The sequence below is a fragment of the Agrobacterium tumefaciens genome, assembly GCA_025560025.1.
In the GTDB taxonomy this organism is placed as follows: Bacteria; Pseudomonadota; Alphaproteobacteria; order Rhizobiales; family Rhizobiaceae; genus Agrobacterium.
On record CP048485.1, the window covers coordinates 1609867 to 1626087 of the forward strand.

17 protein-coding genes are annotated in these 16221 nt (G+C 58.3%); 3 read left to right on the forward strand and 14 right to left on the reverse strand.

Features of this window, described 5'->3' with window-relative positions:
- Positions 1–7: 7 nt before the first annotated feature.
- The 13 genes from rplP to FY152_07990 all read right to left on the reverse strand — a co-directional run bounded on the left by rplP (position 8) and on the right by FY152_07990 (position 9405).
- On the reverse strand, positions 8–421 hold the full coding sequence (gene rplP, locus FY152_07930) for a 50S ribosomal protein L16 (GenBank protein UXS32020.1): 414 nt from the start codon (positions 419–421) through the stop codon (positions 8–10).
- Positions 422–459: 38 nt separating this feature from the next.
- Complete coding sequence (gene rpsC / locus FY152_07935) at positions 460–1191, reverse strand: 30S ribosomal protein S3 (GenBank protein ID UXS32021.1); 732 nt, start codon at positions 1189–1191, stop codon at positions 460–462.
- The gene (gene rplV / locus FY152_07940) at positions 1191–1580 is read right to left on the reverse strand and encodes a 50S ribosomal protein L22 (protein ID UXS32022.1); all 390 of its coding nucleotides are present in this window, start codon (positions 1578–1580) and stop codon (positions 1191–1193) included. The genes rpsC and rplV overlap by 1 nt, the downstream gene beginning before the upstream one ends.
- A gap of 2 nt (positions 1581–1582) precedes the next feature.
- The gene (gene rpsS, locus FY152_07945) at positions 1583–1861 is read right to left on the reverse strand and encodes a 30S ribosomal protein S19 (protein UXS32023.1); all 279 of its coding nucleotides are present in this window, start codon (positions 1859–1861) and stop codon (positions 1583–1585) included.
- A gap of 15 nt (positions 1862–1876) precedes the next feature.
- Complete coding sequence (gene rplB / locus FY152_07950; protein ID UXS32024.1) at positions 1877–2713, reverse strand: 50S ribosomal protein L2; 837 nt, start codon at positions 2711–2713, stop codon at positions 1877–1879.
- A 43-nt stretch (positions 2714–2756) separates the two neighbouring features.
- Positions 2757–3050: a 50S ribosomal protein L23 gene (locus tag FY152_07955; GenBank protein ID UXS32025.1), complete on the reverse strand. Its 294-nt coding sequence runs from the start codon at positions 3048–3050 to the stop codon at positions 2757–2759.
- Complete coding sequence (gene rplD, locus FY152_07960) at positions 3047–3667, reverse strand: 50S ribosomal protein L4 (protein ID UXS32026.1); 621 nt, start codon at positions 3665–3667, stop codon at positions 3047–3049. The genes FY152_07955 and rplD overlap by 4 nt, the downstream gene beginning before the upstream one ends.
- 12 nt (positions 3668–3679) lie before the next feature.
- Positions 3680–4321: a 50S ribosomal protein L3 gene (gene rplC, locus FY152_07965; GenBank protein UXS32027.1), complete on the reverse strand. Its 642-nt coding sequence runs from the start codon at positions 4319–4321 to the stop codon at positions 3680–3682.
- 168 nt (positions 4322–4489) lie between these two features.
- On the reverse strand, positions 4490–4798 hold the full coding sequence (gene rpsJ, locus FY152_07970) for a 30S ribosomal protein S10 (GenBank protein ID UXS32028.1): 309 nt from the start codon (positions 4796–4798) through the stop codon (positions 4490–4492).
- A 311-nt stretch (positions 4799–5109) separates the two neighbouring features.
- Positions 5110–6285, reverse strand: a complete 1176-nt coding sequence (gene tuf / locus FY152_07975) for an elongation factor Tu (protein ID UXS32029.1) — start codon at positions 6283–6285, stop codon at positions 5110–5112.
- 65 nt (positions 6286–6350) lie between these two features.
- Positions 6351–8450, reverse strand: a complete 2100-nt coding sequence (gene fusA / locus FY152_07980; GenBank protein ID UXS32030.1) for an elongation factor G — start codon at positions 8448–8450, stop codon at positions 6351–6353.
- Between the two features lie 34 nt (positions 8451–8484).
- A complete protein-coding gene (gene rpsG / locus FY152_07985) occupies positions 8485–8955 on the reverse strand; it encodes a 30S ribosomal protein S7 (protein ID UXS32031.1) in 471 nt (156 codons plus the stop codon).
- 78 nt (positions 8956–9033) lie between these two features.
- On the reverse strand, positions 9034–9405 hold the full coding sequence (locus FY152_07990; protein UXS32032.1) for a 30S ribosomal protein S12: 372 nt from the start codon (positions 9403–9405) through the stop codon (positions 9034–9036).
- A 529-nt stretch (positions 9406–9934) separates the two neighbouring features.
- Here FY152_07990 and FY152_07995 point away from each other — a divergent pair.
- The 3 genes from FY152_07995 to FY152_08005 all read left to right on the forward strand — a co-directional run bounded on the left by FY152_07995 (position 9935) and on the right by FY152_08005 (position 11772).
- A complete protein-coding gene (locus FY152_07995) occupies positions 9935–10228 on the forward strand; it encodes a transcriptional regulator (protein ID UXS32033.1) in 294 nt (97 codons plus the stop codon).
- 11 nt (positions 10229–10239) lie between these two features.
- Positions 10240–10590 carry a glyoxalase gene (locus FY152_08000; GenBank protein ID UXS32034.1) on the forward strand — a complete coding sequence of 117 codons (351 nt, stop codon included), beginning with the start codon at positions 10240–10242 and terminating at the stop codon, positions 10588–10590.
- Positions 10591–10689: 99 nt separating this feature from the next.
- A complete protein-coding gene (locus tag FY152_08005; protein UXS32035.1) occupies positions 10690–11772 on the forward strand; it encodes a helix-turn-helix transcriptional regulator in 1083 nt (360 codons plus the stop codon).
- Between the two features lie 132 nt (positions 11773–11904).
- On the opposite strand, the gene rpoC is transcribed toward FY152_08005, so the two are convergent.
- Positions 11905–16113, reverse strand: coding sequence for a DNA-directed RNA polymerase subunit beta' (gene rpoC, locus FY152_08010; protein UXS32036.1), 4209 nt, complete (start codon positions 16111–16113; stop codon positions 11905–11907).
- Positions 16114–16221 lie beyond the last annotated feature (108 nt).

Here is a 16221-nt window from a genome sequence, read left to right on the forward strand (position 1 = left end):
TTGCTCCTTACTCTGCGATGCGCTGTACGAAGCGCGTCTTGACCGAGAGCTTGGCAGCGCCGAGACGAAGCGCCTCACGGGCGATCTCCTCGGACACACCGTCGATCTCGAACATCATACGACCGGGCTTGACCTTGCATGCCCAGTAATCGACCGAACCCTTGCCCTTACCCATACGAACTTCGGTCGGCTTTGCCGTAACCGGAACGTCAGGGAATACGCGGATCCACACACGACCTGCGCGCTTCATGTAACGCGTGATCGCGCGGCGGGCCGCTTCGATCTCGCGTGCGTTCACGCGGTTCGGTTCCTGCGACTTCAAGCCGAATTCACCGAATGCCAGGTCAAAGCCGCCCTTGGCGACGCCCTTGATGCGTCCCTTGAACTGCTTACGGTACTTAGTACGCTTTGGCTGCAACATTTTCTTACTTCTCCGAGCTTATCTTTCGCCAGCGTCAATCAAGCGTTTTCGCGACGACGATCGGGACGATCGCCACGCTCACGGCTTGCAGGGCCCTGTGCGTCGCCTTCGAGACCGCGACGCTCAGAAGCCATCGGATCGTGCTCAAGGATTTCGCCCTTGAAGATCCAGACCTTGATGCCGCAGATGCCGAATGCGGTTTCAGCTTCTGCCGTGCCGTAATCGATGTCCGCACGCAGCGTGTGCAGCGGAACGCGGCCTTCGCGGTACCATTCGGTACGAGCGATTTCAGCACCGCCGAGACGGCCGCCGCAGGTGATCTTGATGCCTTCGGCGCCAAGACGCATTGCGGACTGAACAGCACGCTTCATCGCACGGCGGAAAGCCACGCGGCGCTCGAGCTGCTGAGCGATCGACTGGGCAACCAGCGTCGCGTCGATTTCCGGCTTGCGCACTTCAACGATGTTGAGGTGCGTTTCGGAGTCGGTCATCTCGGAAAGCTTCTTGCGAAGCTTCTCGATGTCCGCGCCCTTCTTGCCGATGATCAGACCCGGACGAGCCGAGTGGATCGTGACGCGGCACTTCTTGTGCGGACGCTCGATGACCACCTTGGCGATACCGGCCTGCTTGAGTTCCTTGATCAGGTAAGCCCGGATCTTCAGGTCTTCATGCAGAAGCTTGCCGTATTCGGCAGTGTCAGCGTACCAGCGGCTATCCCAGGTACGGTTGATGCCGAGGCGGAAGCCGATCGGATTGATTTTCTGACCCATTATGCGGCCTCCCCTTTTTCCTCAACTTCACGAACAACGATCGTGAGGTGAGAGAACGGCTTTTCAATGCGGGATGCACGACCACGGCCACGGGCGTGGAAACGCTTCATGGTGATGGACTTGCCAACATAGGCCTCGGCGACGACGAGAGCGTCGACGTCGAGGTCATGGTTGTTTTCCGCATTGGCAATCGCAGATTCGAGCGTCTTCTTGACGGTGCCTGCGATGCGCTTGCGGGAGAATTCGAGCTCGGCGAGAGCGCGATCAACCTTCTTGCCACGGATAAGAGCGGCAACCAGGTTCAGTTTCTGGGGGCTGACGCGGAGCGTACGGGCAATGGCCTGAGCCTCATTGTCCTTCAGCCGGCGTTCGGTCTTAGCCTTCGCCATGATTACTTCCTCTTTGCCTTCTTGTCCGCGCCGTGACCGTAATAGGTACGGGTCGGAGAGAATTCACCGAACTTGTGTCCGACCATGTCTTCGTTGACGGAGACGGGCACATGCTTGCTACCGTTATAAACGCCGAAGGTCAGACCAACGAACTGCGGCAGGATCGTGGAGCGACGGCTCCAGATCTTGATTACTTCGTTACGTCCGCTCTCGCGCACCTTCTCAGCCTTGGTGAGAAGATAGCCGTCAACAAACGGACCTTTCCATACTGAACGAGCCATTAGTGACTACCTCTCTTACTTCTTACGCTGATGGCGCGAGCGCATGATGAACTTGTCGGTCGACTTGTTCGAACGGGTGCGCTTGCCCTTCGTGGGCTTGCCCCACGGAGTAACCGGGTGGCGACCACCCGACGTGCGACCTTCACCACCACCGTGCGGGTGGTCGACCGGGTTCATGACGACGCCGCGAACGTGCGGACGCTTGCCACGCCAACGGGAACGACCAGCCTTGCCGTCGTTGATGTTGCCGTGATCCGAGTTCGAAACAGCGCCGATCGATGCAAGGCACGAGCCATGCACCAGACGCTGTTCGCCCGAGTTGAGACGCAGGATGGCCATACCGGCATCGCGGCCGACGAGCTGGACATACGTACCGGCGGAGCGGGCGATCTGACCGCCCTTGCCCGGCTTCATCTCGACGTTGTGGATGATCGAACCGACCGGAATGTACTGAAGCGGCATGGTATTGCCGGGCTTCACGTCCACTGCCTTGTCGGAGGCGATCACCTTGTCACCGGCAGCGAGACGCTGTGGCGCGAGAATGTAAGCCTGTTCGCCGTCGGTATACGTAACCAGCGCGATGAACGCGGTGCGGTTGGGGTCGTATTCCAGACGCTCAACGGTGCCTTCAACGTCGAACTTGCGACGCTTGAAATCCACCAGACGATAGGTCCGCTTGTGACCGCCACCCTGGAACCGGACGGTGATCCGGCCCTGGTTGTTGCGGCCACCCTTGGAGCTGAGGCCCTGGGTGAGAGCCTTTACCGGCTTGCCCTTGTAGAGCGAAGCGCGGTCCACGATAACCAGCTGGCGCTGGCTCGGCGTGGTCGGATTGAAACTTTTCAATGCCATATTCTTGTTCCCTTTTGGGTCTTTGCCCGCTTGGGCCTAACCTTTAGAGTCCGGTGGACACGTCGATGGATTGACCTTCGGCGAGCGTAACGACGGCTTTCTTGACGTCCTTAAGCTTACCGGCGAACCCACGGAAACGACGGGTCTTACCCTTGCGGATAAGCGTGTTCACAGCCGTGACTTTGACACCGAAGAGAGCTTCCACGGCAGCCTTGATTTCAGGCTTGGAAGCGCTCTTGGCGACGTTGAATACGACCTGGTTCTGTTCGGATACCAGCGTCGACTTTTCCGTGATCGAAGGAGATACGATCACATCGTAGTGGCGAAGATCCGTCATTTGAACCGCTCCTCCAGAGCCTCTACAGCAGCCTTGGAAAGCACCAGCTTGCCACGGCGCAGGATGTCGTAAACATTGATGCCCTGTACCGGCAGAACGTCCACATTCGGGATGTTCTGGGCTGCGAGCTTGAAGTTGCCATCAAGTTCAGCGCCACCGATAACGAGAGCGTTGGTCAGGCCAAGCGAAGCGAAGCTGCCCAGCAGAGCCTTGGTCTTTGCTTCGGACGCAACGAGCTGATCGACGATGATCAGTTCTTCAGCCTTCAGCTTTGCAGACAAAGCGTGACGCAGAGCGAGCGCGCGAACCTTCTTGGGAAGGTCGTGGGCGTGGCTGCGAACGACCGGGCCGTGGGCCTTGCCGCCGCCGCGGAACTGCGGTGCGCGAGCCGAATGGTGACGAGCGCGGCCCGTACCCTTCTGCTTGTACATCTTCGCGCCGGTGCGGGAAACTTCCGACCGGTTCTTGGACTTGTGGGTTCCCTGCTGCTTCTTTGCAAGCTGCCAGCGAACCATGCGGGCCAGGATGTCCTGGCGGGGGTCGAGGCCGAAGATCTCATCCGACAGAGAAACCTTGCCGGCGTCTTTTCCCTCGAGGGTCTTGACGTTCAATTCCATGATAAGGCTCCCTTACTTCGCAGCCGACTTGACGGCGTCGCGGACGATGATCCAGGAACCCTTCGAGCCGGGAACTGCACCCTTCACGAGGATGAGGCCACGGTCTTCATCGGTCGAAACGACTTCGAGGTTCTGGGTCGTAACGCGCGTCTGGCCCATATGACCAGCCATGCGCTTGCCCTTCCAGACGCGGCCCGGATCCTGGTTGTTACCGGTCGAACCGTGTGCACGGTGCGATACGGAGTTACCGTGCGAAGCGCGACCACCACCGAAGTTGTGACGCTTCATAGCACCGGCAAAGCCCTTACCGATCGTGGTTCCAGTGACGTCGACCAGCTGGCCGGACTGAAAATGATTTGCGGTCAGTGTTGCACCGATGTCGATCAGGTTCTCGGGGGAAACCCGGAACTCGACGAGCTTGGCTTTCGGTTCGACATTGGCAGCGGCAAAATGACCGCGAAGTGCCTTCGTCGTGTTCTTGACCTTGGACTGGCCGGCACCGAGCTGAACTGCGGTATAGCCATTCTTGTCTTCCGTGCGCTGGGCAACGACTTGTACGTTATCCAGTCGCAATACTGTTACAGGGATATGTTCACCTGCGTCGTTATAGACGCGTGTCATACCCACTTTCTGTGCAATCACACCTGAACGCATTGGTTCATCCTCTTGCGAGCCTTGAAGGGAAAACCCTCTCTGGCCTTTGTTAAGGAGTGCCCTTCGACATCTCACGATGTTTCCGGTCTCCGGTTTGGAAGTCGTTGGATTGCTCCACGTACCTTCCTTGTTATTTCAGCCCTCACCTTGGATGGATCGGGCCGGGTCTTAGAGCTTGATTTCCACGTCAACGCCAGCAGCGAGGTCGAGCTTCATCAGAGCATCGACAGTCTGCGGGGTGGGGTCAACGATATCGAGAAGACGCTTGTGCGTCCGCATTTCGAACTGTTCACGGCTCTTCTTATCAACGTGAGGAGAGCGGTTGACGGTAAACTTTTCGATGCGGGTGGGGAGCGGAACCGGGCCGCGAACGCTGGCGCCGGTGCGCTTTGCGGTCGACACGATTTCACGGGTAGAGGCATCGAGGATCCGGTGATCGAACGCCTTGAGGCGGATACGGATATTCTGGCCGTTCATTCGTCTTGTCCTTGTTCTTTGTTATTCGTTTCCGCACGCGGAAACACATGAACTTCTATTGATCGTGGCGCCGCAGATTTTCAAAAATCGAGAGAAATGCGCTATCGCATCCCAATCATTTCAGTTGTCTGTATTGCTAAAACACCGCGTTTCGCAATCGCTTGCGAATCCAGCGGTGAGTGTGAGTGCGCGTTTACGCGCTTTCACCGAATTTTTCAAGCACTAAAAATGCAACGCCGCCAGGCTTTTTATCAAAAGTCCGGCGGCGGTGTTTGTGACACCGCCGCCGGCCTGAATTTTAAAAGTCGAAATTACTCGACGATCGAAGCCACGATGCCGGCGCCGACGGTACGGCCGCCTTCGCGAATAGCGAAGCGCAGCTTTTCTTCCATCGCGATCGGAACGATCAGCTCGACTTCAACCGTGACGTTGTCGCCAGGCATAACCATTTCCGTGCCTTCCGGCAGCGAAACGATACCGGTCACGTCCGTCGTGCGGAAGTAGAACTGCGGACGGTAGTTCGTGAAGAACGGCGTATGACGGCCGCCTTCTTCCTTCGTCAGGATGTAGGCTTCTGCCATGAACTTCTTGTGCGGCTTGACCGAACCCGGCTTGCACAGGATCTGACCACGCTCAACGCCGTCACGGGTAACGCCGCGAACCAGCGCACCGATGTTGTCGCCAGCCTGGCCCTGGTCGAGCAGCTTGCGGAACATTTCAACGCCGGTAACCGTCGTCTTCGAGGTCGGGCGAATGCCGACGATTTCGACTTCTTCACCAACCTTGACGATACCGCGCTCAACGCGACCCGTCACAACCGTACCACGGCCAGAGATCGAGAACACGTCTTCGATCGGCATCAGGAACGGCTGGTCGATCGGACGCTCAGGCGTCGGGATGTAGGCGTCAACAGCGGCCATCAGCTCGCGGATCGCGTCTTCACCGATCTTCTTGTCGCTGTCTTCAAGAGCGGCAAGAGCCGAACCCTTGATGATCGGGATATCGTCGCCCGGGAAGTCGTAGGACGACAGAAGTTCGCGAACTTCCAGCTCGACGAGCTCGAGAAGCTCGGCGTCGTCAACCTGGTCGACCTTGTTGAGGAACACGACGATTGCCGGAACGCCAACCTGACGGGCAAGCAGGATGTGCTCGCGGGTCTGCGGCATCGGGCCGTCAGCGGCCGAGCAAACCAGGATCGCGCCGTCCATCTGGGCAGCACCGGTGATCATGTTCTTCACGTAGTCGGCGTGGCCGGGGCAGTCAACGTGCGCGTAGTGACGGTTCGGCGTCTCATACTCAACGTGGGCCGTCGAAATCGTGATACCACGTGCCTTTTCTTCAGGCGCGGCGTCGATCTGGTCATACGCCTTGAACTCGCCGAAGAACTTCGTGATCGCGGCGGTCAGCGACGTCTTGCCATGGTCAACGTGACCGATCGTGCCAATGTTGACGTGCGGCTTATTGCGCTCAAACTTGCTCTTTGCCATTAGTGGCTCTCCATTCTTGTCCCTTGACGGGAATAATCTTCAAAATTCGGTGGGGCGTACCCCGATCACTTCTGACCGGAGTACTTAGCCTGGATTTCCTGCGCCACGTTCGACGGAACCGGCGAATAGTGATCGAACGTCATCGAGTACTGAGCGCGGCCCTGCGACATGGAACGCAGGTTGTCGACGTACTTGAACATGTTCGCGAGCGGAACATGCGCGTTGATGACAACGGCGATACCACGGCTTTCCTGACCCTGGATCTGACCACGGCGGGAATTGAGGTCACCGATAACGTCACCGACGTAATCTTCCGGCGTAACGACTTCGACCTTCATCATCGGCTCGAGAAGCTGTGCACCAGCCTTCTTCGCTGCTTCACGGAAGCAGGCACGCGATGCGATTTCGAAGGCGAGAACCGACGAGTCGACGTCGTGGAATGCACCGTCGATCAGGGTCGCCTTGACGCCGAGCATCGGGAAGCCAGCGAGCGGACCGGAAGACAGGACGCTTTCGATACCCTTCTGAACGCCCGGGATGTATTCCTTCGGAACAGCACCGCCGACGATCTTGGATTCGAACTTGAAGTCTTCGCCTTCGGGGTTCGGTTCGAAGATGATCTTCACGCGAGCGAACTGACCGGTACCACCGGACTGCTTCTTGTGCGTGTAGTCTTCTTCGTGCTGACGCGTGATGGTTTCGCGATAGGCAACCTGCGGAGCGCCGACGGTTGCTTCAACCTTGAACTCGCGACGCATACGGTCAACGAGAATGTCGAGGTGAAGTTCGCCCATGCCCGCGATGATCGTCTGACCGGACTCTTCGTCGGTCTTGACGCGGAACGAAGGATCTTCAGCAGCCAGACGGTTGAGCGCGAGGCCCATCTTTTCCTGGTCGCCCTTGGTCTTCGGCTCGATCGCGATCTGGATGACCGGCTCGGGGAATTCCATGCGCTCGAGGATAACCGGCTTCAGCGGATCGCAGAGCGTATCGCCAGTGGTGGTTTCCTTGAGGCCAGCCAGAGCAACGATGTCGCCTGCGAAGGCTTCTTCGATGTCTTCACGGCTGTTGGAGTGCATCTGCAGCATACGGCCGACGCGCTCGCGCTTGTCCTTGACCGTGTTGATGACAGACGTACCCTTTTCGAGCTTGCCCGAGTAGATACGTGCGAAGGTCAGCGAACCGACGAAGGGGTCGTTCATGATCTTGAACGCGAGCATGGAAAGCGGCTCGCTGTCGTCGGCATGACGTTCGATTTCGGCTTCGGTCTTGAAGTCGATGCCCTTGATCGCCGGAATGTCCAGCGGAGAAGGCAGGTAGTCGACGACGGCGTCGAGAAGCGGCTGAACGCCCTTGTTCTTGAACGCGGTACCGCAGAACATCGGGTGGAACTTCACGTCGATGGTGCCGCGGCGAACGAGCGCACGGATCTTGTCGTTGTCGGGCATGATGCCGTTCAGGTAGTCTTCCATCGCTTCTTCGTCGATCTCGACAACGGTCTCGATCAGCTTTTCGCGATATTCGTCAGCCTTGGCCTTCATGTCATCAGGGATTTCGACGACGTCCCACTGAGCGCCGAGCGATTCGTCGCGCCAGATGAGTGCGTTCATCTCGATCAGGTCGATAACGCCCTTGAACTCGGTCTCAGCGCCGATCGGCAGCTGCATGACAACGGCGATTGCGCCGAGACGGGTCTTGATCATTTCTACCGAGCGGTAGAAGTCAGCACCGGTCTTGTCCATCTTGTTGCAGAAGATCATGCGCGGAACATGATACTTCTCGGCCTGGCGCCAGACGGTTTCCGTCTGCGGCTCAACACCGGCGTTGGCGTCGAGCAGCGCGATGGCGCCGTCGAGAACGCGCAGCGAACGCTCGACTTCAATGGTGAAGTCGACGTGGCCGGGGGTGTCGATGATGTTGAAGCGGCGCATCTTGCCGTCGCGACCCTTCCAGAAGGTCGTGGTGGCTGCGGAGGTGATGGTGATACCACGCTCCTGCTCCTGCTCCATCCAGTCCATCGTGGCAGCGCCATCGTGAACTTCGCCGATCTTGTGCGACTTACCGGTGTAATAAAGGATACGCTCGGTGGTCGTCGTCTTGCCGGCGTCGATATGCGCCATGATACCGAAATTGCGGTAGTCTTCGATTTTATATTCGCGAGCCATAATGGACTGCCTTTCGATATGCGACCGGTTAAGATTACCAGCGGTAATGCGAGAATGCGCGGTTGGCGTCAGCCATCTTGTGCGTGTCTTCGCGCTTCTTGACAGCAGAACCGCGGTTGTTCGCAGCGTCCATGAGTTCGCCGGAAAGGCGATCGACCATGGTCGTTTCGTTGCGCTTGCGGGCAGCCGTGATCAGCCAGCGGATAGCGAGGGCCTGACGGCGCTCGGGGCGAACGTCGACGGGAACCTGATACGTGGCACCACCAACGCGGCGCGAACGCACCTCAACGTGCGGAGCAACGTTGTCGAGGGCGGAGTGGAACACGCCGAGCGGCTCCTGCTTCGTCTTGCCCTGAACGACGTCGAATGCGCCGTAAACGATGCTTTCTGCGACCGACTTCTTGCCGTGAAGCATGATGGCGTTCATGAACTTGGTGACGACCAGATCGCCGAACTTCGGGTCCGGATTGATCTCACGCTTTTCTGCACTATGGCGACGGGACATATTCTTTGTCTCTCAATGTTATTGACGCTAAACCACGCGGAGAACCTCGCGCAGCGCCGGAATTTGTTTAAACCCGAATTACTTCGGACGCTTCGCACCGTACTTGGAGCGGCGCTGCTTGCGGTTCTTGACGCCCTGGGTATCGAGAACACCGCGGATGATGTGGTAACGCACGCCCGGCAAGTCCTTTACGCGGCCGCCGCGGATCATGACCACGGAGTGTTCCTGAAGGTTGTGACCTTCGCCTGGAATGTAGCCGATGACTTCGAAGCCGTTGGTGAGGCGGATCTTGGCAACCTTACGCAGAGCCGAGTTCGGCTTCTTCGGGGTCGTCGTGTAAACGCGGGTGCAAACGCCACGCTTCTGCGGGTTTTCCTGAAGAGCAGGAACCTTGTTGCGCTTTACCTGTGCCTGGCGAGGCTTGCGGATCAGCTGGTTTACGGTAGGCATATAACCATCCCTTGCAAAAACTACTTTAGCCACCCTCACGGGTGGCGGCTATGCCGTTGCCGGCGACGATGCACGCATATATCCTCATGCGCAAAACGTGGCCCGATCCGTTTTCACGGATGGACCACCAAGAGCAGAGGACACCGGATGAGGCGTCTTGCGTGCAACATTCGTGTCTTCTACGTGCAATGGAGACCCGTTTGAGATGATGTTCGGGAAAAAGGTTACCGAACGGCCAGCACCCACAGAGGCTCCGATGGCGGGCGTACTACTGTTTTAGCCAGCTTTCGTCAAGGGTGAATCCACATTTTGCGGGGGCACCCGCGGCCACAAAGCCCGCGCACGGGCCATTTCTCCCCGCTTCTAACATAAGTCATCGTCGCCAACAGCGATTTTGACCTCCGGCCTTTGGCTTTTCATAAAATCCGTCTATTGATTCCCTCAGGCGGACCAAAGACTTCACCCGCCGCGCGCAAGACCGATTCCGGCCGACCCGCGTACTCACAACGACACATCAAGGAACCGCGTCATGAGCACCCTCCCCGACAACGACAATGGACGCGACGAGCCGATGGTCTTCATCGTCATCGGCAAGGCTTACGAGAACGACAATTCCGAGGGCATCGACATCCACGTCATCCTGCGCGCGCCGGATGATGACACCGCCGTCCGTGAAACGCTGAATGCGCTTTCCGAGGAAGGTTTCATCGAAGCCGATCTCGACCAGATCGGCATGCTGACCGAAGTGCCGGATGAGGAGCCACACGCTTCCGCCTATCAGGGCGCATTGGAAGGCGAAGTCGCCATCATCCGCTTCGCCTGAGAGCCGGCCAGATGACGGTCAGACGCATCGTCGCCAATATATCGACACCCGACCTGACAAAAGCGGGTGTCTTTTACCGCGATATTCTCGGCATGACCGTCGCCATGGACCACGGCTGGATCGTCACCTATGCAAGTCCGCGGGAAGCCATGGTGCAGATCAGCTTCGCCAGCGAAGGAGGCTCCGGTACAGCCGTTCCGGATCTCTCCATCGAGATCGACAATTTCGACGAGGTTCACGCCAAAATCCTGAAGGCGGAACTGCCGATCGAATACGGCCCCGTCTCCGAGCCCTGGGGCGTCCGCCGCCTGTTTCTGCGCGATCCCTATGGAAGACTTGTAAATATATTAAGTCACTCATAGAACATATACTTTAAATACAATAGTATTAATCACGCCATCTATTGAACAACACGAAAACATCAGCTTAAAGTGGTCCCGGCATAATATTTCGGTGGCGGGTTGAATAATATATCGTCGGCAGACATCCTTGATGACATCTATGAAGCGGCACTCTTCCCCAACCGTTGGGCAAAGGTCATAGCCGCAATCGGCCACCGGCTGGATTTCTGGGGCGGGGCGCTCACCTGGGGCAAGGGCGAGGAAGAGGCCTGGCTCTTCACGCCGAATTTCCAGGAACTGATGCAGGCCTTCATGGAGGGCGGCTGGAATCACCGCAATGACCGCCTCACCCGCGCAATCCGCGAGGGGCAATTTTCCTTCGTGCATGATTTCGATGTTTTCACCCATGACGAATGGGCTGGCTTGCCGATCGTGCGTGACTTTCTCATGCCGCGCGGACTGGGATATGGGGTGTCGACGCAGGTCGCACCACCCGACCACCCGGAGATGACCGTACTTTTCGAGCGCAGGCTCGAAAGCGGCGTCATCGGGCCGGAGACCATGGCCGCCCTCGGCCAGCTAAGGCCGCATATCGCCCGCAGCCTCACGCTCGCAACAGGGCTGCAGCGCCAGAAGGCCGATGCCATCACGCTTGGCCTCAACGCCATAGGCGCGCCGGCGGCCGTGCTTCAGGCAAGCGGGCGTGTTCTTTCCGCCAACACCCTGTTCCAGAAAATCCAGAAATTCATTTCCACCCGGGCACGCGACAGGATTGTGATCTCTGACGAAAGAGTGAACCGGCTACTCTACAAGGCGCTCGCCGGGCACAGTGTCGGCTCCTTCCCTCTGCCGGCGGAAGACAAGGCCTGCATCCTCCACGTCATACCATTGCGCAAGGACGCGCTCGACCTGTCGCCGAACGGCTCCGCCATCGTGTTGATATCGCAACCCACGGATACGGTCGCCGACGCCACGCCGCTCCTGAAGGGCCTTTACGATCTCACCAAGGGCGAGGCCCGCGTCGCACTGGAGATCATGAAGGGGCTTTCGCTTCCTTCAGTGGCGAAGCAATTGAATATATCCCATGAGACCGTCCGCAGTAACGCCAAGTCTATCTATGCCAAGACCGGCAGCACCGGCCAGACCGATCTCGTTCGCCGGCTTTCCGTTTTGACACGCTACACCATCGGCGAACAGGATTGAAAACACACCTGCGCGGATAGTCTCAAGATCGGATTGCCCCCTCGACCTGCCAAAACAAAAAAACGCCCGGATCACTCCGGGCGTTTTCGTTACTGAACTTCGGCGGGGCTTCGTAAAGCCCCTGCCCCGACCTTATTCCGCAGCCGGAACCTGATCCGTCATGTCCTGCAGCATCTGGTTTGCAGAACCTGCACCCGTACCCTTGCGGCGTTCCTCGAGGATGAGGTCGTCGCGCGAGGTGGCGATGCGGCGGATCTGCGTCATGGTGCCGCCAGTACCGGCCGGGATGAGGCGGCCGACGATGACGTTTTCCTTGAGGCCCTGCAGCGTGTCCGTCTTGCCGGCAATCGCAGCTTCCGTGAGAACCTTGGTGGTTTCCTGGAACGATGCGGCCGAAATGAAGGACGGCGTCTGCAGCGAAGCCTTGGTGATGCCGAGCAGAACCGGCTCGCCATAGGCAGGCTTCTTGCCTTCTTCGATCAGGCGGTCGTTGTTGTCGTCGAGCTCGATGCGATCGACGTTGTCACCAACGATGTACTGGCTGTCGCCGGCATCGGTGATTTCAACCTTCTGCAGCATCTGGCGAACGATCACTTCGATGTGCTTGTCGTTGATCACAACGCCCTGCAGACGGTAGACTTCCTGGATTTCGTTCACGAGGTAGGAAGCCAGAGCCTCCACGCCCTTGATCGCCAGAATGTCATGCGGTGCCGGGTTGCCGTCGAGAATGTATTCGCCCTTCTCGATGTAGTCGCCTTCCTGAAGATGGAAGGGCTTGCCCTTCGGGATCAGGTATTCGACCGGCTCGACGCCGTCTTCCGCAGGCTCGATCATCACGCGACGCTTGTTCTTGTAGTCGCGGCCGAGGCGGATCGTACCATCGATCTCGGCGATGATGGCGTGGTCCTTCGGACGACGGGCTTCGAACAGTTCGGCAACGCGCGGCAGACCACCGGTGATGTCCTTCGTCTTGGCGCTTTCCAGCGGCGAACGTGCAAGCACGTCACCCTGGGAGACCTTCGAACCCGGCTCGACCGACAGAATGGCGTCGACGGAGAGCTGGAAGCGGGCTTCGCCACCACGGGCAAGCTTCGCCACAGCACCGGAAGCGTCCTTGATGACGATTGCAGGCTTGAGGTCCGAACCGCGCGGCGTCGAGCGCCAGTCAATGACCTGACGCTTGGTGATGCCGGTGGATTCGTCGGTCGCTTCCAGAACGGAAAGACCGTCGACGAGGTCTTCGAAGTGAACGGTACCTTCCACTTCCGTCATCATCGGACGGGTGTAGGGGTCCCACTCTGCAAGACGCTGACCACGCTTAACCTTGTCGCCATCATCCACGAAGATCTTCGAACCGTAAGCGACACGCTGCGAGGAACGTTCCGCGCCGCGCTCATCAAGGATCGTAACGGACATGTTACGGCCCATGGCGATGAGAACGCCTTCGGAGTTCCGCAGGATGTTGCGGTTCTTGATCTGGATCGTGCCTTCATACGACGCTTCGAGGAACGACTGGTCGACCACGTTCGCCGTACCACCAAGGTGGAACGTACGCATGGTGAGCTGCGTGCCCGGTTCACCGATCGACTGTGCAGCGATGACGCCAACGGCTTCGCCCATGTTGACAGGCGTACCGCGTGCAAGGTCACGACCGTAGCAGACGCCGCAGACACCGATCTGCACTTCGCAGGTCAGAGCCGAACGGATGCGGACGGACTGGATGCCAGCCTTTTCAATGGCGGCCACATCGGCCTCATCGATAAGCGTGCCGGCCTTGACGATGTTCTCGCCGGAAACCGGATGATCGATATCATCAAGAGCCGTACGGCCGAGGATACGTGCGCCAAGCGAGGCAACGACCTGACCGGCATCGACGATGGCGGTCATGGTGAGGCCCTTGTCAGTGCCGCAATCCACGGAGTTGACGATGCAATCCTGTGCGACGTCGACGAGACGGCGGGTAAGGTAACCCGAGTTCGCCGTCTTCAGGGCGGTGTCTGCAAGACCCTTACGGGCACCGTGGGTCGAGTTGAAGTACTCGTTAACGGTCAGGCCTTCCTTGAAGTTCGAGATGATCGGCGTCTCGATGATTTCACCCGACGGCTTCGCCATCAGGCCACGCATGCCGCCCAGCTGACGCATCTGGTTCGGAGAACCGCGGGCGCCCGAGTGGGACATCATGTAGATGGAGTTCATCGGCTTCTGGCGGCCCGTTTCCGGATCGAACTCGACAGCCTTGATGCGTGCCATCATCTCTTCGGCGACCTTTTCGGTAGCCTTGCCCCAAGCGTCGACAACCTTGTTGTACTTTTCGCCCTGGGTGATGAGACCGTCATTATACTGCTGTTCGTATTCCTTCACCAAGGCTTCGGTGTCACCGACGATCTTCACCTTGCTGTCCGGAATGACCATGTCGTCCTTGCCGAACGAAATGCCGGCGCGGCAGGCATGGGCAAAGCCGAGCTGCATGATGCGGTCGCAGAAGATGACCGTGTCTTTCTGGCCGCAATGACGGTAGACCGTGTCGATCATCTTGGAGATGTTCTTCTTGGTCATTTCCTGGTTGCAGACGTCGAAAGGCACGTTGACGTTCTTCGGCAGAAGTTCGCCGATGAGCATACGGCCTGGGGTCGTTTCATGGATCTTCGAAACCGGCTTGCCATCGCCATCCACGGTCTTGAAGCGGCCGCGGATCTTGGCATGCAGCGTCACGACCTTGTTTTCAAGCGCGTGATGCAACTCGCCGATATCCGAGAAGGCCATGCCTTCGCCCGGCTCGTTCTGGTTCATGATCGACAGGTAATACAGGCCGAGAACCATGTCCTGCGAAGGAACGATGATCGGGTGGCCGTTTGCCGGATGCAGGATGTTGTTGGTCGACATCATCAGCACGCGCGCTTCCAGCTGGGCTTCCAGCGAGAGCGGAACGTGAACAGCCATCTGGTCACCGTCGAAGTCGGCGTTGAAGGCCGTGCAGACGAGCGGGTGCAGCTGGATGGCCTTGCCTTCGACCAGCATGGGTTCGAAAGCCTGGATACCCAGACGGTGCAGCGTCGGTGCGCGGTTCAAGAGAACCGGATGCTCGCGGATGACCTCGTCGAGGATATCCCAAACTTCGGGCTTTTCCTTTTCAACCAGCTTCTTGGCCTGCTTGACGGTCGAGGAATAACCCTTGGCGTCGAGGCGGGCGTAGATGAACGGCTTGAACAGTTCGAGCGCCATCTTCTTCGGCAGGCCGCACTGGTGCAGCTTCAGTTCCGGACCGGTCACGATGACCGAACGACCGGAATAGTCGACGCGCTTGCCAAGAAGGTTCTGGCGGAAGCGGCCCTGCTTGCCCTTGAGCATGTCGGAGAGCGACTTCAGCGGACGCTTGTTGGCACCCGTGATGACGCGGCCGCGACGACCGTTGTCGAACAGCGCATCGACGGATTCCTGCAACATACGCTTTTCGTTGCGGATGATGATGCCAGGCGCACGAAGCTCGATCAGGCGCTTCAGACGGTTGTTACGGTTGATGACGCGGCGATAGAGATCGTTAAGGTCAGACGTCGCAAAACGGCCGCCATCCAGCGGAACCAGCGGACGCAGGTCCGGCGGAATGACCGGAACGACCTTCATGATCATCCATTCAGGACGGTTGCCCGACTCCATGAAGTTCTCGACGATCTTCAGGCGCTTCATCAGCTTCTTCTGCTTGAGATCAGACGTGGTCTCAGCAAGTTCGGCACGCAGGTCGCCAGCGATCTTTTCGAGGTTCATCGAAGCCAGCATCTCGTAGATGGCTTCAGCGCCGATCATGGCGGTGAACTGGTCTTCGCCGAATTCGTCAACGGCGATCATGTACTCTTCTTCGGACAGAAGCTGGTTCTGCTTCAGAGAAGTGAGGCCGGGTTCCGTGACGATGTAGTTCTCGAAATAGAGAACGCGCTCGACATCCTTCAGCGTCATGTCGAGCAGGGTCGAGATACGCGAGGGAAGCGACTTCAGGAACCAGATATGGGCAACCGGCGCTGCGAGCTCGATATGGCCCATGCGCTCACGGCGAACGCGCGACAGCGTGACTTCGACGCCGCACTTTTCGCAGATGATGCCCTTGTACTTCATGCGCTTGTACTTGCCGCACAGGCACTCATAGTCCTTGATCGGTCCGAAGATGCGCGCGCAGAAGAGACCGTCGCGTTCCGGCTTGAACGTACGGTAGTTGATGGTTTCCGGCTTCTTGATCTCGCCGTAGGACCACGACAGGATTTTTTCCGGCGAAGCGATCGAAATCCGGATGGAATCGAAATGCTGCGCAGGCACCTGAGGATTGAAAAGATTCATGACCTCTTGGTTCATGCCTTGTCTCCTTGAGAGGCTAGCTGCTGCCCCTGTTTGCATCTGGACCGGCTTCTTCCCGGGTCACCGTCCAGAGCTTTAAATACGGATTTAACCGCACAATGCGGC